Raw genomic sequence first — 25,887 nt, forward strand, 5'->3', positions numbered from 1 at the left:
ATACAGCTTTTTTAGCTAATTCTCTTGGAATGGGTTTTATAGATAATGAAAAACTTTATCGAAAATGTATTGGCGCTATTTAGAGAGAAATATGACGATAAAAAAGATGAGGCGAAAACTCATTTTATAGATTTGCCGCCTGATATAAAGCCGTCTAAAATTGTTGTAGAGACCGAAGTTGATTCAGACGTTGCAAACCATAATAACTTTACTAATCCTAGCACCCAAAATCGTTATGCGAAACAAAGCAAGACGAGTAGGTATCGTGATGAGCATTTAGATGATGTGGGTGAGCTGGCAACCTTTGTTATCTCGTCGAATAAGCAAAAACATGATACTACTTCATCGAATCGCAAACTAGGGCGCTGGGTATCAAGGTATGAGTCTCTAAAGATACAGGGACGTATCATTGATAAGGGCTTTTTTTATTTTGGTGGTAAGCTTGAAACTTTGATTGGGTACGGTACTGAGCCTTCGTTAATAAATGATAGCTTATCGGTCGGTTCGCCAAAGGTTATTTATAACACCTCACACATCTATAGTGATGAGTCACTTGGTTACTGGCCAAGTTATGCAGCTCTATCACCCTCGTGCCGCGGGGCTTATTTGGATTGGTTGGCCTCGGATCGGGCGAATCCTAATACACCAATTGGATATGTTTTCATTTACTTTGGTGGGTTTGAACGCAGAGTGATTGAAGGTATTAGTAACGATAGCGTGTCTGATGATGAGTTCGTTAATATTTATAATGAGGTGTTACGGCTGCATGATATTTATGGCAAACAGTCCTCATTTAGTAACTACTCAGCGAATTTTTTAGAGTTTATGACACTAGTACGCTCGCCACTATTTGAAGAAAAAATACAAACAGCACAGCTCTTACCGCCGCCAGCTAGTAGTCAAAACCTAACCTTTAAAATGCAATTAGCAAAAATGGTAACCTTAAAGTTACCTATTCCTGCTACCTTATCATGGGAATGGCTCATTTTTTCTAATGAATATAATTTCAAAACACCTGCGAGGCGCTGTGAATCAGAGTTCAAAGATCTGTTTGAGATTTTATACCAAAAAGCCTATCCAAATGGATTTATCGTCCCTCCTAATAAAACCAAATTAAAAATTAGCTACCATGCTGCGAGCCAATCAATTGTAAGTGTTGACCTTACCCTCGATGATTTGCAAGACCCAAGCGCCTTAAGATCACCCATTAAAAAACTGATCGCTATTGCCGAACAATGTAACGAGGCTTTGGATGCTTACAGTCGCTATCTAGGGAGAGAGGATAACTCTGCAACAGACATAGACGCCATTATGTTACTGCCAAAAGTGCTTATTCAGCAGCAAGCATATCGAGAAAAATATCCAGTCATACAAAACTTTAAGGCATGGGCAGAATCTGTTACTCAAAACGATGAAGGGCTGACGACAGTTAAAGAGCTATGGAGATATTTGGATGAGCGGTCGTCACATACTATGCCCAAATCATTTGCTAAAAAACATAGTGAGATGATAACCAATTTAGCTGAGTTGGCTGGCTTCGGTGTTGTACCAGATCAGCGTTATCATCAGACCAGTCTTAAACCGGATGAATATGTGGTTTTATTTGATGGTGGTCATAGTCAAGACTTTGAACCGAGTACGTCATTTTACCAAATCAGTTTGGCGCTTAGATTGGGTGCCATGGTTGCAACCATTAATGGCTATGTCGATAAAAGAGAGGTGGATACGCTACTGACGATTATTGAGCAAGACACTCAGCTTACTACTATTGAAAAGGCGTCGCTAAAAGCTTATCTGCTATGGCGCTTAAATAGCCCCTCTAATATGGCGGGTCTAAAAGCAAAGCTTGCAGTACTTGATGAAAAGCACATTAGCTTTATCAGTCGTTTTATCATCTCAGTTGCCTTAGCTAACGGTAATGTAGAGCCAAGTCAAATCAAACAAATTGAAAAGTTATATCAGGCTTTAGGTCTTGATAAAAACTCAGTAGTTAGTGATATTCATCATTTAACCAGTGCTAAAAAGAGCATGCCAACGTTTAGTGATGCGACACAGCAAAAGACGACCAATGACAATAGTATTGGGGCTAATGTCGAAGTCTCAGATCGTAATAGTAAGCCGTTTATTTTTAATACAGAATTATTAGCTGCGTATGAAAGTGAGACAGGCGACGCTAAAGCAATGCTAGCAAGTATATTTGCAGCAGATGATGACGATATGGAAATGGATAATGAATCACTATCAGGTGGGCAAATAAATAATGACACTGAAGCTGATAGGGCTAAAGAATCTGTTGTTAAAGGTTTAGATACTATTCATAGTAAGCTGTATCAGCAGCTTATTAGTAAAGAGGTATGGCAACGAGAAGAAGCTGAAGTGTTATGTGAGTCCTTAAATCTAATGATAAATGGGGCTATCGAGACTATCAATGATTGGTCGTATGATAATGTCGATGCCCCAGTGTTGGAAGCTGAGGATGAGATAGTGATTGACTATGAGATTGTCGAAGAGTTAAAAGTATTGGACTAAATATAAGAATCAGTAAGGATGAATAATGACCAGTAAAAAAATTAGAGCAAAAGAGCGTGATGCTATTATTCAATCATTGAAGGCGGGAGTCACGCCCAAGGTAGGGGTTCAGCATATCCAAGTGGGGCGTATGAATGAGCTCAAAGCGCTCATAAGCGATATTGAGCGCGTCGCTGATGGCGGTTCGGCGTTTCGTCTTATTATTGGTGAATATGGTTCAGGCAAGACCTTTTTTTTAAGTGTGGTAAGGGCGATTACGCTCGAGCGTAAACTGGTCACTGTTAATGCTGATTTGTCGCCCGACAGGCGTATCCAAGCATCGTCAGGACAAGCAAGAAACTTATATTCTGAGCTCATGCGTAATTTGTCTACTCGTAATAAACCAGATGGTAATGGTTTGGCCAGTGTAGTAGAGCGTTTCATTACAGAAGCACGCAAACAAGCAGACAGTACTGATGAGGCTATTAACGAGGTTATCCAGCACAAGCTGGCTGAATTAACAGAATTGGTTGGCGGCTATGATTTTGCCAAGGTTATTGAAGCTTATTGGCAAGGTCACGAAGAAGGTAATGATGAGCTGAAAGTCAATGCGATTAGATGGTTACGTGCAGAGTACTCAACAAAGACCGATGCTAGACGTGATTTAGGCGTACGTACTATTATATCTGATGCCTCTTTTTATGATGCGCTTAAAATAATGAGTTTATTCGTACGGCAGGCAGGCTATCAAGGATTGTTAGTCAATCTTGATGAGATGGTCAACTTGTATAAGCTTAATAGTACACAAGCACGCCAAGCCAATTATGAGCAGATTTTACGTATTCTAAATGACTGCTTACAAGGTACCGCTGAGCATCTGGGTTTTTTATTGGGCGGTACGCCAGAGTTTTTACTCGATCCGCGCAAAGGTTTGTATAGCTATGACGCCTTGCAAACGCGATTAGCAGATAATAGCTTTGCCAAGCGGGCAGGTGTCATTGACTATTCCTCACCTGCATTGCATTTGGCGAGCCTCACACCAGAAGAGTTATATATCTTACTTAAAAACCTGCGTCATGTTTATGCAGGTGGTGATGAAACTGAATATCTAGTACCTGATGAATCCTTACAAGCTTTTTTACAGCATTGTAGTCAAACGATAGGTGATGCTTACTTTAGAACGCCTCGTAATACTATTAAAGCGTTTTTGGATATGTTAGCTGTCATTGACCAAAACCCAGACATTTCATGGGATCAACTTATTGAGTCAGTAACTATTGAATCTGAAATGCCATCCGATATGGATATTGACATGAGTGGTATGGATGAAGAAGACGAGCTTACTGATTTTAGGTTATAGGTCACTAATAATATTAATAAAAAATATGAGAAACTACCTTTGAGAGACGCTCATCTCCAGCTCGACTTCCGTATACAGCGTTGGATATTTAACCAAGGTTGGAGTGGATTGCGCGAAGTGCAGGCTAAGGCGATCGCGCCAATTTTGTCTGGAAAAACCGACGTACTGATTAGTGCGGCGACTGCTGCTGGTAAAACAGAAGCGTTCTTTTTGCCAGCGTGTAGCGCCCTTATCAAGTCATATGATGGCCAAAATGTAGACAGGTATGAAAAAGAGGGTCAGGGCAACGGAGTAGGCATTCTATATATAAGCCCACTAAAAGCGCTAATTAATGATCAATATCGAAGGCTTGAGAGTCTTGCAGATCTGCTCGACATGCAAGTGACGCCATGGCATGGCGATAGTCCACAGAGTAAAAAGAATAAACAAAAGAAGTCACCATCCGGAATTATTTTGATTACGCCTGAGTCGCTTGAATCTTTGTTGGTTCGGGATGCAGGTTGGGTCAAACAAGCCTTTAGTAATCTAAAGTATATTGTTATTGATGAGTTTCATGCTTTTTTAGGTAGTGAGCGTGGTCAGCATTTACTATCACTTTTGACGCGGCTTGAGCATGTCACTGAACGTTTAAATTCACCTATCCCAAGGGTAGCGTTGAGTGCAACGTTGGGAGAACTTAAAAGCGTACCGCAGTCACTAAGACCTAATCAGTCATTGCCTTGCTTCATCATTGAAGAGGATGAAGCAACAGCTAGCATTAAGGTGCAGATAAAAGGTTACATAGAGCCCAGTCAGTTAGCACTTAGATCAAATAATGAACACGTTAATTTTGAAAGTTTTGGCTCTAAAAATTCTCTCTCTAAAGATACTGACTCTGAAAATATGGGTATTCAGCATCCCTATACTGCCGAAGCACAAGTCTGTGCTGACCTATACCGTTTATGTCGTGGCGGTAGCCATCTGGTATTTGCTAATAGCCGCAATCGTACAGAAATGATTGCTACAGAGCTGAGCGAGCTATGTGAGCGTAACATCATGCCCAATGAGTTTTTCCCTCATCATGGCTCACTCTCAAAAGAGCTTAGAGAAAGCTTGGAAACACGACTACAGAAAGAAGCGCTGCCAACCACCGCTATATGTACCATGACCTTAGAGCTAGGAATTGATATTGGTAAGGTTGATACGGTGGTACAAGTGACAGCGCCGCATTCTGTAGCCAGTCTTCGACAACGACTCGGACGCTCAGGTAGGCGTGGTGGTTCAGCCGTACTTAGAATGCTCATTACCGAAAAAGAAATCAGCAAAGATACCAGTCTCATTGATGATCTACGTCTTGAGTTAATACAGTCACTAGCGATGATAAGACTGTTGATTGTCGATAGGTGGTTTGAGCCGGCGGACACTTCGTTATATCACTTCTCAACGCTATTGCATCAAGTACTAGCGACTATCGGTCAATGGGGCGGTATTCGTGCTGACCAGCTTTATATACTGTTATGCAAACAAGGACCTTTTCAAAAAATACAACCGATTCATTTTAAGTCACTGCTTAGCCAGATGGGAAGTGCTCAACTGCTTACCCAACTCGGTAATAATCAATTAGTGTTAGGTATTGTTGGTGAGCGTATTGTTGGTCATTATACTTTTTATGCAGTATTCAAAACCCCAGAAGAATATCGTATTGTGGCGGGTAATAGGACGCTTGGAACGCTACCAATCGAGACTATGTTACTACCTGAGCAGTACATCATTTTTGGCGGTAGACGCTGGCAAGTTAAAGATGTTGATATAGATAAGAAAGTGGTGAATGTTATCTCTGTCAAAGGCGGTGGTAAGCCTCCAGCTTTTGGTAGTGGTAGTATGTCCATACATGACCGAGTACGCCAAGAGATGTATGAGATATTGAATAACGGCGATTATCGTATTGCAGTTGGCGCGCATCATCTAGATTTCGCTGATACAACGGCCAGACACTTATTTGTTAAAAGTATTGATACTTTTAACAAATACGATTTAAGTAATAGATCTATTGTAGATAGAGATGGCAATAGTTACATATTTATGTGGCGTAGCGATAAAATCGTGAATACTTTAAAAATCTTTCTTATGCTAGATGGATTTTTTGTTGAAGCTTATGCAGGTGTTATCCGTATTGATAAGGTTGATTCTATCCAGGTTTCTCAATGTTTACAAAAGCTTGCCAATCAGACGTTGCCCACCGCCACTGAGCTTGCACAAACTGTACCTAACAAGATGATCGAAAAATTCGATGAATACTTACCTGATGATTTGCTCAATATTGGTTACGGTGCCCAAATGTTTGATATCGTTGGATTGAAAGAGTGGTTGGAGCATTTTAAAAATAAACTCAGCTTTTAAGTATGACTCAGAGGTTAAGCTAAAAACTAATCATTTAAAAAAAGTTTGTCCTGAAGGGTCGAAGTATGAATATAAAGACTATAGAAAAAAAGCCACTAGCTATTTGATAAAAATAAGGGAATAGAATGAATTTTTGGCACATGCAGCTGCATGAAGATAATATAAATTGGCAACGTGAAAAAGAAGTTCTCGAAAAAGTTGGCTACATTGGTATGGGTGTTTGGACAGAAACAAACCCTTCTAATCCCCAACAAACGAATTTTGAGCATACAATGAAAATTGGAGACATTGTTGCAATAAGAAGAGGTGCTAAATGGATAGCTCTTATAAGAGTTCTAGGTAAGTATGAACTTCTAAACGATGAGCAAACTACAGAATTAGGTTGGTTTAAGAGAAGACGTCAAGTTGAAATTCTTGATTGGTATCAACCTGATATTTACTCAGTTGAAAAGTGTGGTAATCATCAACCAACTTTAAGTATATGTGCCAGCTCGACAGCAGACACTACGATAAACATTAAAAAATGGTATGAAAAAGTTATGAGTGAAAATCAGATAAATGAGGTATCGGAACTCTTAAAATACAAGCATCAAATCATATTACAAGGACCTCCAGGCACAGGTAAAACCAGATTGGCTAAACTGGTTGCTAAACAGTTAACACAGATTGAACGTAAAGGAACACCTCAAGACATAATTGATAGCTTGGTTAAGAGCTTTGATACACAGTCTAATGAAACGAAGTTAGCTAGAACAAAAAATGATAAATTGCTATCTAGATTCTATGAATCCTTTCCTCAAGATAAATTAAGCAGCCTTTCATTGCCAGAATATGCCATTGGACATGGAGATCAAGATTCACTTTGCTGGTGGTTAGAGGTAGGATTAGAGAGCTTAGGAAGATTTTCTCCAGGATTCTCGAATAACTATCCAATATACTGGAGCAAAAGTAATAATAAATACATGCTTAACAATAAGGTTGCAGGTGCAGCCGATGCTGAATCAGCAATGGAATTAGTTTCAAATGAACTATCAAAGCTAATCCAAAGAACCGATCTTGATAACTCAATCAAGTTTTTTGGCCCATGTTTTACTCTTAAATTGCTGCATAGTTATTTTCCAGATGAATACTTTCCTATTAACAGTGTAGATGCGCTTAATAATGCTCTGAAATTATTGGGTAGCTATAATAAACAAATGGGAACCATTGAAAAAAATATAAAGCTCAAGGATATCTACCTCGATAAAAGACAGTTCAATACTGATCTCACTCTCATCGAATTTGCGAGCATCATTTGGGACAACTTTAATTTAAAAGATGGTGAGGAGTTATCTGAGAATGATGAAGTTATGACTCATGGAGAGTTTGAAATCATTCAATTCCATCCTGCTTATACCTATGAAGACTTCGTGCGAGGAATCGTCGTCAAGACTAATGATTCTGGCAATATCAGCTATGAAGTTGAGAATAAGAATCTCGCCAAGTTTGCAAAAAAAGCTATTGATAACCCTAATGGTAATTACGTTCTTATAATTGACGAGATAAACCGCGCCAACCTACCATCTGTCCTAGGTGAGCTTATTTATGCGCTTGAATATCGTGGTGAGAGCGTTGAATCTATGTATGAGTATGAAAATACACTAGATATTAAACTCCCTAAAAACCTATATATAATAGGCACAATGAATACGGCTGATCGCTCGGTAGGTCACATTGATTACGCCATTCGTAGACGTTTTGCATTTTATGACGTATTGCCATCAAAAAAAGTAATCACATTTCAAAAAGCTACAAAGCTATTCGAATCTATTGAGAAATTATTCAAAGGTGATAATGCTCAAATTTCTTCTGACTTTGATGCTGATGACGTTCAGTTGGGTCATAGCTACTTCTTACCATCTCAAAAGGATATGTCCGAGGAAGATTTCTATAAAGAGCTTTCTATAAAACTGAAATATGAGATTAAACCCATTCTATACGAGTACATAAAGGACGGTGTTTTATTAGATAGCGCTAGAGAGGTAGTCAAAAACCTTCATGTCTAAGCTAATAATGTCAAACCACTTAGAAACTGTGCGCGAACACAAGCAGATAGACTTGGCTTGTGAGAGTTTAGAGGTTTCAGATATATTTTTTCAAGACAATAAGAAAAATGAGCGCTGTATTCAGGTTCTTTATGGCAGAGAAAGTCTTTCGCTTAAAATGTCATATTTTATAGGCGCAGATTGGCTTGTTAAGAATCAACAGGCCATTTATGTTGCACCGAAGATTAATAATAGTGTTCAGGAAGTTGATTACCTTGGCATGCTTCAATCATGTCTTACGCATGGTAGCATTGCTAAGAATACCAAAGACTTATACCACATTAAGCTAAATGAACCTTTTATCGAGATTAATCAGCAGATGGATTTATTAACGCCACTACTGATTATGCAATTTCTTCAAACTCTAAAAATCTTGGTAAAGAAAGGCTTAAAACAATCGTATTATAAAGTCGAGCGTAATCTTAATGGCAGAGTTAAAGGTAAAGTCTTAATTACTCAAAACATTAAAAAGAATATAGTTCGAAATAAAGTTACGAACACCTTTTGTAGTTACGAAGAGTTTGGCTTTGATAGCATTGAGAATAGAGCTTTAAAGCATACGCTAAGCTTTGTTAGGCGTTATTTGTCTCAATACCCAGAATATCTTGGATCAATAAAATCTTTAATTGACTATTGCACACCTGCTTTCGAGAGAGTTAGTGATGAAGTCAATTTACATGAGCTTAAAGCAGTCAAGCGTAACTCTTTTTATAAAGAGTATCAGGAAGCGTTAAGGCTCTCTAAGATTATTCTTAAGCGCTTTGGTTATCATATCAGTGAAATCGACCAGAATACCGTTGAAAAGATATCAGTACCGCCGTTCTGGATTGATATGTCAAAGCTCTTTGAATTGTATATATTGGGGCTTCTGAAAGATAAATATGGAGATAAGATACTTTTTCAAGCAAAAGGTAGCTACGGGTACCCAGACTATTTACTAATAGATGACATGCAACCGCTTATTATAGATGCCAAATACAGACCAACTTATCAACAAGACGGGCTTCTAAGCTATATCATTGATGATATTAGACAGATAAGCGGTTATGCAAGAGATGTGGGTATATTAGATAAGCTAGGCTACCATACGGTAGAGGAGCAGTCATCAAAGGTTGTTAGTTGCGTTGTTATCTACACTGATCAAGATGAGGACGATAAGCTGCCAAACAGCTTAACCGCTGGCAAATCGATTGAAGGCTTTACTAAGTTCTATAAGGTGCCAATCTCTGTTCCTGTTCTTAAAAATCAAACAGCTGAATAAGCTCTATCAAACGGGATCGTTTGCCATAACTAACTTTTAACAACATTGGTAACGAAATGGTCACCGTTTGGTCACCGAGCACTGGTCACCGATTTTCAAAAGGCAGAGTGCATGCAAGCAGACTTATAGAAAGTACATTATTAAAGAGTAGAGCATTTCGTAAAGGTCAACATAGGTAAAACATCCAACCCTTATAAACACAGGCTTCTAGAATAACTTCAGGCACAAAAAAACCTCAAACAATCTAATGTTTGAGGCGAAACTTGCTTAAACTTAACAGTTTAAATTCGTTTTAAATATGGCGCAGCGGACGGGACTCGAACCCGCGACCCCCGGCGTGACAGGCTAGTAGTCTAACCAAGTAGTGGACTGATACTGATTATTTACTAAAATAATGGTGGGTGATGACGGGTTTCGAACTACTGACATCCTGCGTGTAAATCAGACACTATAATAACTGCGCTAATTAAATATTACTGTAAGTGCTGTTGTATATAAGAAGAATAATTTAGGACAGGCAGTCTCAAGAACTCGTATTTGATGATGCTCTACTAACTTGATATAGATATTTTTGATAGCATCAGTGCTAATTTTATTAGGATGAGCTACTGTATTTTTAAAGGATTGTTATAGCGCCCATGGCAGAATTCCAGCTCAACTTTTTAAGACGTATTCAGTGGCTACTTGAATCTAGCTCATATACCTCGACCTATAAATTTGCCTTATTGATGGCAATGGTTAATCTGTCTATAGAGTCTGGAATTAATGATGATAGTGAGCACAGTATTTCTTATGAGCAGTTAGCAGAGCAATTTATACAGCTTTACTGGACACAAGCATTACCATACTCAGATCAAAGTAGTGATTCTGTACTAAGACAAAGCAGTACAACAGGGCAGGCTAGTGTTATTAATAGCATTCTAGATTTGCAGCATAAAACTAAGACAACCAGTTTAGCTATAGCTCACACACAAAATATCAAACTATGGCAATCCACTATCAAAGATATTTCCTCGACTATCAAAAAGTACCCCGCAAGATATCTGCAAAGTGCGGAGGATAAAGTTAGTCGTGAGTTCTTATATGTTTATGACTCAAAATCAAAGGTAATAACTTTAAATCCTGGTATTGCATACTGTTTTACACGCTTTAGTAAAATAATTAACAAGCTATGCCAGCAATACTGGACAGAGTTCGTACGTAAGAACAGTCGTAACCAAATACATTTTAGTGATGATATTGATTTGCAGCAGTTCTTGTTCAATCAATCGCGCCAAAGTCTAAAAGTATTAATACCTATACTGATTGATACTCAGCAGGGACAGTGCTTCTATTGTCATAAACCCTTGGTAAACAATATCGAAGTTGATCACTTTATTCCTTGGTCGAAATATCCAATTGATACGACTCATAATTTCGTACTTACGGATCATAGCTGCAATAATAGTAAGCGTGATTATCTGGCTGAAGAGCTATTTTATGAAAAGTGGTTAGAACGTAATCAAAAACACGGTCATACGATTGAAAGGGAAGCGAAGTTGATAGGTTTTACGACCAATCAACTTCGCTCTGAAACAATCAGCCAGTGGGCTTATCAAATAGCGGTGGAACATGAAGATTTAGTCTGGTCACCAGAATCAAGTATAAAACTACGAACTATTAACCCTAGTTTACTGCCTAGGCTTAGGGGCTGATAAGTAAACTTATTATTATCTACTGGACTAAAATGAAGACTATAGAAGTTGTTGCCGCCATTGTTGTTAATGATGGGAAAATACTGTGCGCTCAACGTAGCAAAAATAAGCTGGATTATCTTTCTGAGAAATTTGAGTTCCCAGGAGGTAAGTTGGAAAGTGATGAAACGCTAGAACAGGCATTAGCTCGTGAGATAAGGGAAGAGCTTAATATGTCAATTAGTGTCGACCGCCTATTACTAACAGTTGAGCATGTGTATCCAGACTTCAAAATTATTATGCACAGCTTCATTTGTTATACGCACAGCCGTGTTTTGTTATTGAATGAACACTTACAAGTACTTTGGTTAGGTATAAACGAGCTTGATTCGCTGGATTGGGCTGCTGCTGATCTTCCAATTGTAGACCAGCTAAAGGCTACTATGTAATGAGCAATAAAATTCAAGAGTTACAAAATGCGCTGATCTCTGGCTTTATAGATCATACGCGAGCTTCGAAGCATACTTTTAAACCAGAATTACTAGTTAATGATGGTCAAGGCAGAAAGGTTCTAACTTCAATTAATACACATTTGCAATTCTGCGATAAGTTTTGGTTCTCTGTTGCATTTGTCACAACCAGTGGTATCGCTTGTCTAAAGCAAGAGTTGATGGAACTTGAAAGAAAAGAGATTCCTGGACGTATACTTGTTTCGCAGTACCTCAATTTCACCCAACCAGAAGCATTACGTGAACTACTGAAGTTTAAAAATTTAGATGTGCGAATTGCAACAGATTCTAATTTCCATGCGAAAGGATATCTATTTAGCTCATCCGATATCCATCATTTAATTATTGGCAGCAGCAACCTAACAGCGAATGCTTTGACATCAAATAAAGAATGGAATTTGAAAGTAAGCTCTAGCAATATTGGCTCTCTTTCTCAACAAGCCATACGTGAATTTACGCAAGAGTTCGACTCTGCATTGCCTGTAACATCCGACTTTATTGAGCGTTACGAACTAATATACCAGCAAGCCAAGGTACTCTCTCAGCAAATAAAACAAGAGCACAGTCAGGAGTATGAAAACTCTATTGAACCAAATAAAATGCAGCAAGAAGCACTGGGAAACCTGACAGCGTTGCGTGCAGAAGGTAAGAAAAAAGCATTATTAATTTCTGCTACTGGGACCGGGAAGACATACCTGTCTACTTTTGATGCACTGAATGTCAATCCTAAACGCTTACTGTTTGTCGTTCATCGCGCAAACATAGCTAAGAAAGCTTTACAGACCTATCAATCCATTTTTAAAAATGACAAAACATTTGGTTTATATAGTGGTCAATCAATGGACTCTGAGAGTGATTATATATTCTCAACCATACAAACTCTCTCTAGAGAAAATCATTTAGCAAAATTTTCTCCCGATGCATTTGATTATATTGTCATTGATGAGACTCATCGTGCTAGCGCCTCATCGTATCAAAAAATATTGGATCACTTTACCCCTAAGTTTCTTCTAGGCATGACGGCAACTCCAGAGCGGACCGATGATAGCGATGTATTTGAGATTTTTGATCATAACATTGCCTATGAAATTCGCTTACAGAAAGCATTAGAGATGGATATCTTAGCGCCGTTTCATTATTACGGTGTGACAGACCTAAGTATTGATGGCGAATCTATAGATGACACTTCAATGCTCAATCTGCTTATCAGAGAAGATCGTGTTAAGCACATCCTTCACTATATCGATCGCTATGGCTGTGACAATGGTGATGTTCGCGGCCTTGTGTTCTGCTCTAATATTCAAGAATGTAAGGCTTTGGCTGATATCTTTAATAGGCATGGTTTACCATCTATTGCATTGACTGGAGAGAACTCAGAAGAACAACGTGACCTTGCAATAGAACGTTTGGAATCCTGTAATCCAGTAGATAAGCTTAATTATATTTTTTCTGTTGGTATTTTTAATGAAGGAATCGACATTCCTTGTATCAATCAGATTGTAATGCTGCGTCCAACAGAGTCGGCAATCATTTTCGTTCAGCAGCTAGGTCGAGGTCTAAGAAAGGCACAAGATAAAGACTATCTTACCGTCATCGACTTTATTGGTAACTATAAAAACAATTTCATGGTACCTATTGCCTTATATGGTGATGAATCCTATAACAAGGATACACTGCGTCGCTTATTAGCTAGAGAAAGTTGTTTCATTCCAGGCTCGTCCACAGTAAGTTTTGACAGAGTTGCAAAAGAGCGTATCTATCAAGCGATTGATATTGCGAATCTACAAACCAAAAAAGATCTACTGAAAGACTATAACTTACTTAAATATAAGTTAGGTTACGCACCTATGATGATGGACTTTATTCATCATGGTTCCCGCGATCCTTTCTCATATGTGGAGTATGCCAAATCTTTTTATCATTTTGCCAAACAGCAAGAAAAAGATACCTTACCGGCTTTAAATGATAACGAACTAAAACTAATTAGCACCTTTTCAAAAGACATTAATAACAGCAAGCGTATTGAAGAAAGTTTGGTGTTACGTGCTCTTCTTGCAGACGAAGTGATTACGGTTGATGCTTTGGCATTGACTATAAAAGAGCGATACGGTTATAAGATGAACTCTGAAGTTGTATCGTCAGTGATTAACAACCTCAACTTAGGCTTTGTGACCGAAAAACATGAAAAAGAACTAAAACCTGTAGGTGAAATTTATGGTTTTAATGTGGTTGAATTAGAAGAGGGTACGTTCTGTTGGCATCCTGACTTCTTAGTTTATTTAGCCAACGATACATTCGTACAGTTTCTAATAGATAATACAGATTATGCTATTCATCAATTTAGTGAGCAGTTCAAGCTGTCTGACTTTATCGATGGTTTTCAGTTATATCGCAAGTATTCACGTAAAGATGTTTTTAGGATTTTAAACAAGTCAGTTAATCCTCTCGCTCAGAACGTTGGTGGGTATATGGTTAGCCAAGATAAAACCAATTGTCCTATCTTTGTGAACTATCATAAATCTGAGGACATCGCTGACACTATAAAATATGAAGATGACTTCATTAATGAGTCTGTATTTAGTTGGATGTTTAAATCGAGACGAACGTTAAACAGTCCGGAAGTACAGTTATTTAAAGCTCATAATAGTGGATTTCGTATTCCTTTATTTATTAAGAAGCACAATGACGAAGGAAGTGACTTTTATTATATGGGCGACATGTCACCGAGAGCTGAAAGCTTTGAACAAACCACTATCTCTGGCGTGTCTGTGGTGAAAGTCGAGTTTGATATGCATACAGAGGTTCGAAGTGATATCTATAAGTACTTAATTGATGAGTAGAAAAGTAAGGTTTATCGCTTGAAATTTTTGGTGATTTTGAATAGATTATTCTAATCTGCTAAGCCTATTCTACAATAAGCTTAGCTGCCTAGATTTTTTTAGTGATAACGAGTGTATAAGTAATTTTATACTAACCCTAACGCCTGCTCACATGCTTCAGCTAAATAAGGGTCAACCGTATCCTGTTTCAGTAGCCACTTTAGATATCCAGCTCCATCTGAATGAGTGGCTAAATCTGCAATAGCCTCACCCTTATGTTTACCAAAACTTAGATGTGTAGGTATACGAGCTATTTGACTAAACTCATATAAGCTTTCCATATTACTTATCTCATGACCTTGACTATTAGCCAAATCAATCAGACTACCAAGTACCAGCTGAGTAAAGTAAACATCAGCAATGGCAGCATGTGCATGCCTTGCTTGAACGCGGGCTATATCTCGATGAAAGTGATAGAGAAGAGATACCAACTTATGGCTCCCTAGTGTGGGAAGAAGGAAGTTAGCCATAGCATTGCTACATATCAACTTAGGCGTATGAGATACGCCTGCATTTTTGAGAACTGCCATATCAAAATCAATATTGTGACCAATCAAGTACTCAACATTGTTAGGCAGTCTGAAGTCTGTATGAGGTGGCTCATCTGCCACATCATCATCACATATATGTGATATCGCCATAGATCCCAAGCTGACTTCTTTCAAAGGGTTAAAACGCTTAGCTCTTGGGTCTTGTAGTACATCTACCTTGCTGTTATTAATCTCAACAATAGAGCAGCTGCCTCAGTCATGTGTGGCTCAACAAGCCCTGTTGCTTCGGTGTCTAGTATGTACGTAGTCATAATTAGTTTTGATAAATATTAGAATTTTAGCAGTCTGTTATAAGCGGTTCTATTGTATTAGTCTATTTTAGATGGTCTATTAGTAGGTTTAAAGAGTGAGATAAATGGTTCCGTTGGGGGTATGCTTTTGGATACATATATGTGAAATGGGAGAAAGCATGAATTAACCCATAAATTAGTTGCCTACAATCAGATATAAGTAAACAAAGTTTCTATTCGTACTTGTAAAAGTATATATAACCCTCATTACGTTAATAATTATATTTTAACACTTAAAGAAATAAATGAGTAACTAAAGTATGCTAACAAATAGCTGTATTCTTTTGGCAGGTAGTATTTCTAATTCCACAGACGATGCTAAAATAGACAAAGCACATACCTTTATTGATGCTTTGGTCAAAGAAGTGATAGATGCTGATGGATGTTTTGTTGCCTACTGCTCTGCAGAGCCAGTTAATGCAAATCAAAAGCCATTATTGTTTGATTGGACAGTTTTACGAGCTATCAATCGCCTTATTCCAGATGAAAGTACAAAGGTACGTTTAAAAATTATTGCATCACGTGAACGGGTGCAAAATAGAATGAGCAAAGAGCAACGCCAGATTTTTAATGGATTGATAGCTCGCGGTATTGCAGAGCATATAACGCTAGAGGAAGATATTCTGACAGGGAGCAATGTTGGAACTGAGCAAATTGAGCATGCAACTGCAATGATAACTTTGGGTGGAGGTAAGGGTGTACTAGATCGTGCACACAAGATGACTAAGCAATCGTTACCCGTATTACCACTTGACTTACAGCTGGGAGCAAATAAAGAGGATGGGGATGGTGCGCTAAAAGTTCTTGAAAAGTTTCATAGTGATCCTTTGAAGTATATGCCGAATACTGGTGGTGAAGTAGTCAAGATACTCCCTTCACTTTCTTTAGAAGATTCGGTATTAGATTTTACAAAAATTGCTAAGCGAATAGTAAATACTTTTTACGAAGAGGAGTTAGCTAGGGTCGCTGCCTTACCTCCAGACATCCTCATTCTAACAGCTTTACCAGTTGAACTGGCAGCAGCGAAACAGGCTTTTGGGATTGCTGAAGATATACAACATACAACTACAGATATAGGTGTACATTTTTGGAAGGCACCAGTGATTCGCTCTAACGGTGAAACAGCGCATTGTGCAATCGCATGTTTTGGAGGCCCAGGAAATGTTGATGCCTCGTCAATTACATCAGCTTTACTTAGTGAGTTGAAACCTAGTAATGTAATTATGTTAGGTATCGGGGCAGGGATGCGGGATAAATGTGCATTAGGAGAGGTCATTATAGCTGAACGAGTTGTTGCATACGAAGGTGCAGCTTTTATTGAAGGGGGAAAAGTTGAGGCTCGTCCTGAAAGTACTAGATTAGGCTTAAGGTCTAGGCAGGATATTAGTTCATATTTATCCAATGAAGAGCTATTGAGAAATAGACTTTCTGACATCTATAAGATTTTAAATATTACTTTCCCAGAGCAGGTAGGAACTAATCCAGTAGCTAAAGATTTCTTACCAAAAACATCTACTGTCGGAAGCGGTGAGAAGCTTATGCGTGATCCTGAGAAGTTTAAGAGCTTACGAGAGCTCAATGGAAAAACAGAAGTAGTAGATATGGAAGGTGCTGGTGTATTTGCAGCATGCGCTAATCATGAGAAACCTATAATGATGTTTCGCGGTATTAGTGACTTCGGTGACTCTACTAAGAATAACAAATTTCATATGCTAGCAGCAAAAGCAGCAGCAGCGGTTACTGTTGATTACATTGCAAATGGTCTAACTTTATACAGCTGAAAACAACAAATCGTTCCATTCATAAAAAGAGGAAGAGTAATGCCGTTGACAAATGCAAGTTTACAATATTACGACAGTAACGTTCTGCGTCTGTCCACTGCTAAGAGAACCGAATATCATTCCCAAGTTGACAACCTAATATCTGAATTGCGTAAGCATATTATAGATCAATCTGATTTAAAAATTACTAAAGTAGTAAAAGCAGGCTCGTTTGCGAAATATACGATTTTGAATAAGACTAGTGAGGATTCAATCGACGTCGACGTGGTGTTCTATATTAGTAACCAGAATATAGATAGTGAAACGCTTGAAAGTTTGAATGATCTTATTTATGAACTTTTAACAAAAATTTATCCATCTAAAGCGATTGATGACTTCAAAATCCAGAGGCGTGCAGCAACAGTAAGTTTTATCAAAAGTGGTCTTGATGTTGATGTAGTGCCAGTTATTCAAGATAAAGACAATTTAGATTATGGTTGGCAACATGATATCAGGACAGGAGAGAGAAATCTTACCTGTGCTCCCTGCCATATTAACTTTGTACAAGACCAAAAAAATAAAGATAAACATTATCGTACTCTTGTGAGAATGGCTAAGCGTTGGAAAAATCGTGCGCAACCTAAAGGTTTAAAATCTTTCCATATTGAGCTTATTCTAGCATTTTTGCAGAATCGTGATGGTCCGACACAGAGTATTGAAAAGCGTTTCTGTGATTTCCTACTGTATATTGCTCAAACCAAATTAAATGATCGTATCGATTTCCCAGAAAACGACTCTAAAATTCAGAAGTACTTTTCAGGCCCAGTGGTGATTGTTGACCCAGCTAATCACGAAAATAATGTTGCATCACGTATAACTGAGGATGAAAAAGAAAAAATTGCAGAATTAGCTTTAAAAGCTTGGGAAACTGCCACTTACGCATCTGTTGAGAATGATGAAGACGTTTGGAAAGAAATTTTTGGTAATAAATTTAAGATCAAGGATCAATAAATGAGTTCATCTTATTCGAGTACAACTACCAGCACATATACTGTCGCCGATGTCGAAAAAGTTGTGCGAAGTATCAAAGCTGATTTGATAATGATTGCAGGAAGCACGAGAGCCCTGACCGTAGACAAGGCTGAAGAATATGCTCATGATATCGAATTATTAGCAAAAAATAACTATCTAGCTAAGGTTGATGTAACACTCGTATCCGCTTTAGGGTCAGAGATAAACGCTGCAATATATGAGTTCCAGAATGAAGATGCATTTGGTACAGGAAGACCTGGTGGTGTAATGTGGCCATCTACGCCTGGTGGTAGTATCCGAGTTATCTTATCTTACACAGACAAATATCGAATGGAAAAAGAGAAGGCCAGTAAACTTTTCTTAAAAATGAATTGGCAACCATCGTATGTGGATACTAGCCATAGTCATCTAACTTCATCGGGAAGTCGTGGTTATAGCAGTAATGGGTTTGGAGCAGATAGGAGTGATTTTTCATGAGTAGTTCAACAGTTTTTGAAGTTAAGACAGATTTACCTACTAAAAACTTGGATTTGCAAGCTGAAAAGCTCCTAGGGTTCGAGGGTAGATATCAGCGTATTAAAAAGCAATTACAGATGCTACTTCAACCAGAAAATTTAGAGTCATGGAGTAATGTTCATCATAAGAAAAAACTAGCTATTCTCGGATTATTATCTGATCAATATCCTTTAGCCATTTTTCATGGTGACGTAGGTACTGGTAAAACAGCGAATGCTGAGGCCATAGCAAATCGTCTTGCTCGTGACGCTAGAATCGAAGACGCTATACTCTTTAAATTGAGTAATAAAGTGCGAGGAACAGGTAGAGTAGGAGAAATGGGTACACTTATTTCGCAAGCATTTGATGAAATTACTAGGTCAATTGGTACTGGTAATGGACGAGCTTTTCTGATAATAGATGAAGGCGACTCTCTAGGTGCATCAAGAAGTCAGGATCAAAGCCATCATGAAGATAAAGTTGGTGTAAATACAATGATTCAAGCTATCGATGAGCTGCGTAAACACGGTGGAAGAATATTAGTGATTTTATGTACAAATCGCTTAAACGCATTAGATGCTGCTTTACGTCGCCGTGCTTTAATAGTTGAAGAGTTTACTCGTCCTTCTGAACAGGAGCTTTATGAGTTATTCTCCAAAGACTTATCCGATTTAAATATCTCAGAGAGTGAGATAACTAAACTAGTTGAAGCAACTATGGCAAAAGACAACAAGCTAGGATGGACATATTCTGATGTTCGCACTCGTCTCTACCCAGCTGCCATTGCTTTAGCTTTTCCTGATTCGCCGCTAACAGTAGAACATTTATATGAGTCAGCTATTAATATGCAGCCCTCACCAGTGATGCATGGATGACACTTAAGTTGCTAACCGGAGTACCGCCATGAGTAAAAAAAAGGAAGTCTTCATTTCTGTCGATATAGAAACAGCAGGTCCTATTGTTAGTGAGCATAGTATGATGACGATAGGAGCTTGCTTAGTATATAACCCTGAAATTGAGTTCTCAGTAATGCTTAAGCCAATTAGTAATAAATCAGTTGCAGAGGCATTGGAAGTTACTGGCTTAACCTTGGAACAGACATCTAAAGATGGCATAACACCCGCTAAAGCAATGTTGCAATTTAATGAGTGGATTTCGAAAAATGTGCAAGAAGACTATAGGCCTGTCTTTATAGGTCTTAATGCAGCATTTGACTGGTCTTTCGTAAACTATTATTTTTTAAAGTATCTCAATAAGAATCCATTCGGTATCAGCGCATTGGATATTAAGGCTCTTTTTATGGGTGCAACTGGGAGTAGCTGGTACGATACGAAATCAAGCTCAATGGACAAGTATTTATATCCTACACTACAAGGAGATCATGATGCTTTGCATGATGCCAAATACCAAGCTGAATTGTTTCGACTGATTTATGACTTAAGTTTAAATAAGTAGTTTTTTTCTTGAATTTTGAAATACTTAAGGCAGAATAGTTTACATGGCTAACAATTTTAATTCTGAACAACTAGTTGAGCATGCTTGGAAATACTTTATATTGCATTCGACTCAAAGAATGACTTTGTTCAATTATTTCCTTTTTATTATGGCTGCATTAGGAGCTGGATTAGGGGCAATATTACAGGCCTCAAACAAACTTGAATATATGGGAGTTTATTTGAGCTTTTTTGTGGTGATTGTATCGATTATTTTTTGGAAGCTAGATCAAAGAACATCATTTTTAATTAAACAATCAGAAAATGTTCTTGTAGACCTAGAGGTACGTTTAGGAAATGGTATAGGAATTTTCTGTAATGAAGAAAACAATCTATCAGAGCAAAATTCAAATAGGTTTTCACTCAATAAGATAATCACATACGGAAAAATATTTCGTTTTACATTTTTCATTACAGGAACGGTTGGTGTAATGGGAATAATTATGTTTGTATTAAAAATACTTGAGTGTACGCCTGCATCTTGATGTTGGCTCTGGTAATACGAGAGTATTCTAGATTCTTATACTAAAGTTAGACTGTGTTCAATAGATGCTTCACATGAAAAAGCCAGACAACTTAAGCTGTCTGGCTTTTTTGACGATTAATACTCATTTATTTTCTTTATCTATCCGCCATAAAGCATGCTCACATATTGCGCATAACCAACCGTCTTTTGCGCGCATATAAGGAATATCAGCAGGTACTTCAATTGGACAAGCATAACCGCAGTACTCACATACCACATCGTCCAAGTATGCATAACACTGAGCGACTGTCTCAAAGAATACTTGAGGGCTGACCTCATACTTCTCACAAAGCATCTTCACATGTTTAATAAAGCCGCTTTTATTATCGTATGCCCAGTAATCCTCACATATTTCGATATCATATGGACTCTGCATCATATTCGGCTGAAGTTTTACGCTCATTATACTCTCCTCAGTAGCTGCCATAGTCAGAGTGCGGTAGTAGCTCATAAAGCTCGCTTTGAAGCTGACTGCGCATATCTTCTATAAAGTACCCATCCTGAGCATCCAAGCGCTTCTGCACCCACACACGCATCGCCATATCGTTATTAAAACACTGCTTCACTCCTAAGAAGCGTGCTAAATTATGACCAAAGGAGATAGACAGATCACGTATCAATGCATTAGCGATAAGGTTTGCATCTGCGCTGATCGTACCGTCAGGTCTAAACTCACCAAATAGCTGCTCATAATTGATGATTTTCATTGTGACTTCTCCTTGTCAGTTTGTGCATTTGTGATTAGTCCTTTAGTGTCAGAGCTATTCGATGCGCTGGTTAGCTTCTCCTTGCTCGCCAGTAGCAAATTATCCATTGCTGAACCATCTTGACGGGTAATATCAGGTACATAACGGCTGTATACCCGAAACAGCATCTCCGTACTGCTATGACCCATCTGACGAGCTATCCACTCGGGATTCTCACCAGCAGCGAGCCAAAGCGTCGCTGCGGTATGCCGAGTCTGATAAGCACGCCTGTGCTTAAGTCCGAGTAGGGCAAGTGTGGGTTTCCATACCCGTCTATTCACATTACGATACTCCATTGGATTGCCTTGTGAATTGCAAAACACAAACTCTGACTTGCCAAAGGTGCGAGCCTTCTGGTCTTGCAGTGCGTCATACACTAACTGTGACATCGCAATATCACGTTGTGAGCCTAATGTCTTAGTCGGACCCATCTCCCCGTTTACCAATGCCCCTCTGATACTGATTTCACGCCGATCAAAGTTAATACAGTCCCACTTAAGCCCATCAATCTCACTGGTACGCATCCCTGTAAAAAAGCGGATAGTGTAGTAGGGTCTATAATCAGCACGTACATGCTTTAAAATCAGCCATACCTCACTCAATGTAAACGGGTTTACATCCGGACGAGCTTGTTTGAGATTCTTAATATTTTTATAAGGCATCTCAAACTCATGGCGATCTGATGCTTCTTCTAGTATCATACGAAGAAGTATCATGATCTGGTTGATCCGTGCTACTGACAGACTTGACTGACCATCTTTACCGTAACAAACTTTGGCGAGGGAGCTACGGAAGGTCAGCAAGTCTGATTTTTTTATGGCATGTACCGCTTTACCACCAAACTCAGGTAATAAATACTTATTCAAAATAATCTTTATTTTTTGCCGATAGCTCGGTCGCCATTCAATCTTCCTCTCCTCAAAAAATGTTTCCGAAAACTCCTTAAAGGTCGGATTACGACTGATACAAGCTTCGGCTCTATCAGCCAATGCCGTCATCTCCTGGGCTCGTTCACTCTTTGGGAAGTAAGCAGCATAGTCAAAGATGCCTAAAGTTATTTCTGCTTCCATTTTTTTCATGACTTGCGCTAATTTTTTACGATTAGCTGGGTTGTCTTCTAAACTGGTCTTTTCTCGACAGCGCTTACCTAAGTAGCGGAAGTCAACGACCAGCTTACCAAACCGTCCTCGCATAGTAGCCATAGTAAATCTCCTTATTTTTTTATTGAAGTGCCATACCGTTGATAGCGCTCATAACCGGCTTGCACATGTCTTCCTCGATACGCTCCCATACGTACAAAATCTTACGACCACCAAAAGGGCGTATGTAGTGAATGTTTTCAATCAAAACGGTATCTTTCATTTGATTGCGGATAGTACGTGCGTCGTACTTGATACGTTCGGCTAACTCATCGGTTGTTAAATAAGTATTACTCATGGTGTTTACCTCTTTTCAGTTATTAAGTCATTGCATTAAGTGATAGAATAAAAATTATTTTATCAACCTGTAAAAATGCATCTTGAAGGAATCAGTTATAATTTACCCGCTTAAAGGTAATTAGTAACCGATTTGTGTAATATATTACCTTTTTACTGCAATGTAAAGCATTTTTACCCGAAAAGAGGTAATTTTATGATCGTGTCTAAACTTCCTGTTATTTTGGCAGAGAAAAAATTGCGTGTAGCAGATGTTGTAAGAGCAACAGGCATGAGTAAATCAACACTTCATAAACTATATAATGAAGAGTCATCAAGAATTGATTTCAATACTATTGATCAGCTATGTGAGTTCTTAGACGTGCAGGTGGGTGACTTGTTTATCTATAAGCCAAATACTAAAAATGTTAGTGACGAGTTTTGAAGACCTACAAAAATGGAGGTAGATGCATAGAGAAGCAGCAATACAGCCTTATATACAAGGCGCTTCAAAGTATAAAATTAAGGTTGGGGTTATTTTTTATATTTACTTTTTCATGATTTGGTCACGTTTTGGTCACGCTATGAGCTAATTGTAAAAAAGCAGTGGAAAAGGAAAAGCGATACTAAGAAAATATTCTTTAGCATCGCTTCTTATAAAGGTAGGAATAGTAAGTTGGGGTCAATTACAAAATCAGTATCTATAGCGTGGGCACGAAATGGTCACGTTTTGGTCACGGTGCTGATTTTTGAGCTTTTAATATGTTAGATGAACTTAGCAATTAGACTGAATAGCTAATACTGAAAAACGCTACAGACCTTGAAAAATGGACAAAAAAAAGCCTCACTGTTAAGTGAGGCTTTTTAAGTATTTGGAGCGGGAAAAGAGATTCGAACTCTCGACCCCAACCTTGGCAAGGTTATGCTCTACCACTGAGCTATTCCCGCTAATTATCAATTAACTATCGTCAGTTGATGAAGGCGTATTATACGCAGTTTTTTTTAGGTGTCAACACCTATGACGAAAAAAATTAAAGTTATTAAAATAGGCGTGTCTTCTGGCCATAGATATATGTTATAACGGTTTATTATAATATGTATTCCAAAAGCTTTGTAGTACATAAATAAGCTGGGACGCACTTTATAATTTAATCGTAATCACATTCACAATTATCAATACTTACAAAGATAAGTCATAAGGATAAAAAATGAGTCAACAATATACCATCGCTGATTATTTGTTTGATCGTGTCGCAGAAGCGGGTGCATCTGAGATATTTGGCGTACCTGGTGATTTTAACTTAACTTTTTTGGATAACGTTCTCGCCTCTGATAAATTGCGCTGGGTAGGTAATACTAATGAGCTAAATGCTGGCTATGCGGCCGATGGCTATGCACGTGAGCGTGGGTTCGCCGCTATGGTGACGACTTTTGGCGTAGGTGAGCTGTCAGCGATCAACGCGACCGCAGGTTCTTTTGCTGAGTACGCACCGGTATTGCATATCGTCGGTGCACCAAGCACAGCGCTACAAGACTCAAAGCGCCGTATTCATCATTCGCTTGGTGATGGTGTATTCAATCATTTTATTAAGATGGTCGAGCCTGTAACGGTAGCCCGTGCGCAGCTCACCCCTGAGAACGCTGCCTCAGAAATTGATAGAGTGATTCGCTTAATACTTAAAAAGCATCGCCCAGGTTACTTACTATTATCACCAGACGTCGCGCGTCAGCCTATCTACCCACCAACGACCAAGTTGATCGATAGCCAAGAAGACATTACTAGCCAAGCGGCATTATCAGATTTTAAGCAAGCACTAACCGAGTTTTTGCCAAACAAGACCACGACACTAATGGCAGATTTGATGGTGCATCGTTTGGGGTTACAGCCACAGCTCAAAGCATTGATCGCTGATACAGATATTCCTTATACCACGCTATCTTGGGGCAAGACGCTGCTTGATGAAAATAGTGATCGTTGGGCAGGCACTTATGCGGGTGTTGCTTCGCGTCCAATTGTCAAAGATGCGGTAGAAAACTGCGAATGCCTTATCAAAGTAGGGGTGCAATATACTGACACTACTACCGCAGGGTTTAGCCAAGATATCAATGAAGATGTGGTCGTAGACTTGCACTATGAGCGTGCCTCTATCAGTGGTAAGAACTTTGCACCGATTGCGTTAAAAGATGCGTTGCAAGCCCTGCATGAAGTGATGACCTCTGGCATTAACATCGTGCCAAAACCTTTCTGTGAAGAAGTTAAGCCGCACGAACAAAAAGGTAAAGACAGTGAGGCTATCCGCCAAGATGACCTATGGCATATTATCGCTGACCGCTTAGACCACAATAACTTGGTGTTTTCTGAACAAGGGACGGCCTATTTTGGTATCAGTGATGTGCGCCTGCCAGAAGGGGTAACGTCATATGGGCAGCCGATGTGGGGGTCAATTGGCTACACGTTGCCTGCCAGCTTGGGCGCGGCAATCGCATCGCCAGATAAGCGCAGTGTGTTATTGATTGGGGATGGTTCAGCATTGCTAACGATCCAAGAGCTAGCGGTCATGATTCAAGAGCGCATCAATCCTGTAATTGTCTTAATCAATAACGACGGCTATACGGTAGAGCGCGCGATTCATGGCGAAAACCAATACTATAATGATATTCCTAAATGCAATTGGCAAATCATGCCGCGAGCGTTTGGCGCGACAGAAGAAAATAGCGTATTACTCAAAGCAGAGACAGCAGGCGAGCTAAAATCTGCTTTCGAAAAAGCTGCTGCGACTACCGATAAGCTTATAATGATTGAGGTGATCGCAGACAAGCATGATATTCCGCCATTGCTGGCAGACATCAGCGCGGCACTAAAGCCAAAAAAGGATTAAGCAATTCGTAGAAACTTACTGAATAAAAGTAACAGCCCCATTTAGCA

Annotated in this window: 21 protein-coding genes and 1 tRNA gene; 16 read left to right on the plus strand and 6 right to left on the minus strand. The window is 38.9% G+C overall.

The features are described from left to right. Positions 1-45 precede the first annotated feature (45 nt). The 8 genes from ACI2IW_RS04620 (at position 46) to ACI2IW_RS04655 (ending at position 14,614) form a co-directional block, all read left to right on the plus strand. Positions 46-2,529: a TerB N-terminal domain-containing protein gene (locus ACI2IW_RS04620; protein WP_404692806.1), complete on the plus strand. Its 2,484-nt coding sequence runs from the start codon at positions 46-48 to the stop codon at positions 2,527-2,529. A 25-nt stretch (positions 2,530-2,554) separates the two neighbouring features. Then, the gene (locus ACI2IW_RS04625; protein ID WP_404692807.1) at positions 2,555-3,868 is read left to right on the plus strand and encodes an ATP-binding protein; all 1,314 of its coding nucleotides are present in this window, start codon (positions 2,555-2,557) and stop codon (positions 3,866-3,868) included. A gap of 39 nt (positions 3,869-3,907) precedes the next feature. Further along, positions 3,908-6,247: a DEAD/DEAH box helicase gene (locus tag ACI2IW_RS04630; RefSeq protein WP_404692808.1), complete on the plus strand. Its 2,340-nt coding sequence runs from the start codon at positions 3,908-3,910 to the stop codon at positions 6,245-6,247. Between the two features lie 125 nt (positions 6,248-6,372). Continuing rightward, a complete protein-coding gene (locus ACI2IW_RS04635; protein WP_404692809.1) occupies positions 6,373-8,292 on the plus strand; it encodes an AAA family ATPase in 1,920 nt (639 codons plus the stop codon). 7 nt (positions 8,293-8,299) lie between these two features. Beyond that, entirely contained in the window at positions 8,300-9,592 is a 1,293-nt protein-coding gene (locus tag ACI2IW_RS04640; protein ID WP_404692810.1) for a hypothetical protein, read from the plus strand. Positions 9,593-10,230: 638 nt separating this feature from the next. Next, a complete protein-coding gene (locus tag ACI2IW_RS04645) occupies positions 10,231-11,286 on the plus strand; it encodes an HNH endonuclease domain-containing protein (RefSeq protein ID WP_404692811.1) in 1,056 nt (351 codons plus the stop codon). Between the two features lie 32 nt (positions 11,287-11,318). Further along, entirely contained in the window at positions 11,319-11,714 is a 396-nt protein-coding gene (locus ACI2IW_RS04650) for a (deoxy)nucleoside triphosphate pyrophosphohydrolase (RefSeq protein ID WP_404692812.1), read from the plus strand. Beyond that, positions 11,714-14,614: a DUF3427 domain-containing protein gene (locus ACI2IW_RS04655; protein ID WP_404692813.1), complete on the plus strand. Its 2,901-nt coding sequence runs from the start codon at positions 11,714-11,716 to the stop codon at positions 14,612-14,614. Before ACI2IW_RS04650 ends, ACI2IW_RS04655 begins: the two co-directional genes overlap by 1 nt. A 125-nt stretch (positions 14,615-14,739) precedes the next feature. On the opposite strand, the gene ACI2IW_RS04660 is transcribed toward ACI2IW_RS04655, so the two are convergent. Further along, the gene (locus ACI2IW_RS04660; RefSeq protein WP_404692814.1) at positions 14,740-15,294 is read right to left on the minus strand and encodes a 3'-5' exonuclease; all 555 of its coding nucleotides are present in this window, start codon (positions 15,292-15,294) and stop codon (positions 14,740-14,742) included. A 460-nt stretch (positions 15,295-15,754) separates the two neighbouring features. On the opposite strand from ACI2IW_RS04660, the gene ACI2IW_RS04665 reads away from it, so the two are divergent. From ACI2IW_RS04665 to ACI2IW_RS04690, 6 genes are read left to right on the plus strand one after another with little or no spacing between them, the layout of a single operon-like run. Continuing rightward, a complete protein-coding gene (locus tag ACI2IW_RS04665; RefSeq protein ID WP_404692815.1) occupies positions 15,755-17,275 on the plus strand; it encodes a hypothetical protein in 1,521 nt (506 codons plus the stop codon). Positions 17,276-17,314: 39 nt separating this feature from the next. Next, positions 17,315-18,265, plus strand: coding sequence for a CBASS oligonucleotide cyclase (locus ACI2IW_RS04670; RefSeq protein ID WP_404692816.1), 951 nt, complete (start codon positions 17,315-17,317; stop codon positions 18,263-18,265). Continuing rightward, complete coding sequence (locus ACI2IW_RS04675) at positions 18,266-18,763, plus strand: hypothetical protein (protein WP_404692817.1); 498 nt, start codon at positions 18,266-18,268, stop codon at positions 18,761-18,763. After that, positions 18,760-19,656, plus strand: a complete 897-nt coding sequence (locus tag ACI2IW_RS04680; RefSeq protein ID WP_404692818.1) for an AAA family ATPase — start codon at positions 18,760-18,762, stop codon at positions 19,654-19,656. The genes ACI2IW_RS04675 and ACI2IW_RS04680 overlap by 4 nt, the downstream gene beginning before the upstream one ends. A gap of 28 nt (positions 19,657-19,684) precedes the next feature. Beyond that, positions 19,685-20,236 carry an exonuclease domain-containing protein gene (locus ACI2IW_RS04685; RefSeq protein ID WP_404692819.1) on the plus strand — a complete coding sequence of 184 codons (552 nt, stop codon included), beginning with the start codon at positions 19,685-19,687 and terminating at the stop codon, positions 20,234-20,236. 43 nt (positions 20,237-20,279) lie between these two features. Beyond that, complete coding sequence (locus tag ACI2IW_RS04690; RefSeq protein WP_404692820.1) at positions 20,280-20,759, plus strand: hypothetical protein; 480 nt, start codon at positions 20,280-20,282, stop codon at positions 20,757-20,759. A gap of 123 nt (positions 20,760-20,882) precedes the next feature. Here ACI2IW_RS04690 and ACI2IW_RS04695 read toward each other — a convergent pair whose 3' ends face one another. Genes ACI2IW_RS04695 through ACI2IW_RS04710 form a run of 4 tightly spaced genes read right to left on the minus strand, consistent with a single transcriptional unit; the run spans position 20,883 to position 22,983 of the window. Next, the gene (locus ACI2IW_RS04695; RefSeq protein WP_404692821.1) at positions 20,883-21,203 is read right to left on the minus strand and encodes a hypothetical protein; all 321 of its coding nucleotides are present in this window, start codon (positions 21,201-21,203) and stop codon (positions 20,883-20,885) included. Between the two features lie 10 nt (positions 21,204-21,213). Further along, a complete protein-coding gene (locus ACI2IW_RS04700; RefSeq protein ID WP_404692822.1) occupies positions 21,214-21,507 on the minus strand; it encodes a hypothetical protein in 294 nt (97 codons plus the stop codon). Continuing rightward, positions 21,504-22,748: a tyrosine-type recombinase/integrase gene (locus tag ACI2IW_RS04705; RefSeq protein WP_404692823.1), complete on the minus strand. Its 1,245-nt coding sequence runs from the start codon at positions 22,746-22,748 to the stop codon at positions 21,504-21,506. Before ACI2IW_RS04705 ends, ACI2IW_RS04700 begins: the two co-directional genes overlap by 4 nt. A 19-nt stretch (positions 22,749-22,767) precedes the next feature. Next, entirely contained in the window at positions 22,768-22,983 is a 216-nt protein-coding gene (locus ACI2IW_RS04710; protein ID WP_011513303.1) for a hypothetical protein, read from the minus strand. A 195-nt stretch (positions 22,984-23,178) separates the two neighbouring features. Between ACI2IW_RS04710 and ACI2IW_RS04715 the strand changes: the two genes are divergently transcribed. Next, on the plus strand, positions 23,179-23,406 hold the full coding sequence (locus tag ACI2IW_RS04715) for a helix-turn-helix domain-containing protein (protein ID WP_404692824.1): 228 nt from the start codon (positions 23,179-23,181) through the stop codon (positions 23,404-23,406). Between the two features lie 428 nt (positions 23,407-23,834). Here ACI2IW_RS04715 and ACI2IW_RS04720 read toward each other — a convergent pair. Beyond that, a tRNA-Gly gene (locus tag ACI2IW_RS04720) sits at positions 23,835-23,909 on the minus strand. 260 nt (positions 23,910-24,169) lie between these two features. Between ACI2IW_RS04720 and ACI2IW_RS04725 the strand changes: the two genes are divergently transcribed. Then, positions 24,170-25,840 (plus strand): alpha-keto acid decarboxylase family protein, encoded by a 1,671-nt coding sequence (locus ACI2IW_RS04725; RefSeq protein ID WP_404692825.1) that lies wholly within the window; start codon positions 24,170-24,172, stop codon positions 25,838-25,840. Positions 25,841-25,887: the final 47 nt, after the last annotated feature.

Source organism: Psychrobacter sp. NPDC078501 (genome assembly GCF_044900935.1).
Classification (GTDB): domain Bacteria; phylum Pseudomonadota; class Gammaproteobacteria; order Pseudomonadales; family Moraxellaceae; genus Psychrobacter.

Coding starts and splice junctions, on each gene's coding strand:
- ACI2IW_RS04620 (WP_404692806.1), top strand. CDS start 46: ATGAAAAACTTTATCGAAAATGTATTGGCGCTATTTAGAGAGAAATAT.
- ACI2IW_RS04625 (WP_404692807.1), top strand. CDS start 2,555: ATGACCAGTAAAAAAATTAGAGCAAAAGAGCGTGATGCTATTATTCAA.
- ACI2IW_RS04635 (WP_404692809.1), top strand. CDS start 6,373: ATGAATTTTTGGCACATGCAGCTGCATGAAGATAATATAAATTGGCAA.
- ACI2IW_RS04640 (WP_404692810.1), top strand. CDS start 8,300: ATGTCAAACCACTTAGAAACTGTGCGCGAACACAAGCAGATAGACTTG.
- ACI2IW_RS04645 (WP_404692811.1), top strand. CDS start 10,231: ATGGCAGAATTCCAGCTCAACTTTTTAAGACGTATTCAGTGGCTACTT.
- ACI2IW_RS04650 (WP_404692812.1), top strand. CDS start 11,319: ATGAAGACTATAGAAGTTGTTGCCGCCATTGTTGTTAATGATGGGAAA.
- ACI2IW_RS04655 (WP_404692813.1), top strand. CDS start 11,714: ATGAGCAATAAAATTCAAGAGTTACAAAATGCGCTGATCTCTGGCTTT.
- ACI2IW_RS04660 (WP_404692814.1), bottom strand. CDS start 15,294: ATGGCGATATCACATATATGTGATGATGATGTGGCAGATGAGCCACCT.
- ACI2IW_RS04665 (WP_404692815.1), top strand. CDS start 15,755: ATGCTAACAAATAGCTGTATTCTTTTGGCAGGTAGTATTTCTAATTCC.
- ACI2IW_RS04670 (WP_404692816.1), top strand. CDS start 17,315: ATGCCGTTGACAAATGCAAGTTTACAATATTACGACAGTAACGTTCTG.
- ACI2IW_RS04675 (WP_404692817.1), top strand. CDS start 18,266: ATGAGTTCATCTTATTCGAGTACAACTACCAGCACATATACTGTCGCC.
- ACI2IW_RS04680 (WP_404692818.1), top strand. CDS start 18,760: ATGAGTAGTTCAACAGTTTTTGAAGTTAAGACAGATTTACCTACTAAA.
- ACI2IW_RS04685 (WP_404692819.1), top strand. CDS start 19,685: ATGAGTAAAAAAAAGGAAGTCTTCATTTCTGTCGATATAGAAACAGCA.
- ACI2IW_RS04690 (WP_404692820.1), top strand. CDS start 20,280: ATGGCTAACAATTTTAATTCTGAACAACTAGTTGAGCATGCTTGGAAA.
- ACI2IW_RS04695 (WP_404692821.1), bottom strand. CDS start 21,203: ATGAGCGTAAAACTTCAGCCGAATATGATGCAGAGTCCATATGATATC.
- ACI2IW_RS04700 (WP_404692822.1), bottom strand. CDS start 21,507: ATGAAAATCATCAATTATGAGCAGCTATTTGGTGAGTTTAGACCTGAC.
- ACI2IW_RS04705 (WP_404692823.1), bottom strand. CDS start 22,748: ATGGCTACTATGCGAGGACGGTTTGGTAAGCTGGTCGTTGACTTCCGC.
- ACI2IW_RS04710 (WP_011513303.1), bottom strand. CDS start 22,983: ATGAGTAATACTTATTTAACAACCGATGAGTTAGCCGAACGTATCAAG.
- ACI2IW_RS04715 (WP_404692824.1), top strand. CDS start 23,179: ATGATCGTGTCTAAACTTCCTGTTATTTTGGCAGAGAAAAAATTGCGT.
- ACI2IW_RS04725 (WP_404692825.1), top strand. CDS start 24,170: ATGAGTCAACAATATACCATCGCTGATTATTTGTTTGATCGTGTCGCA.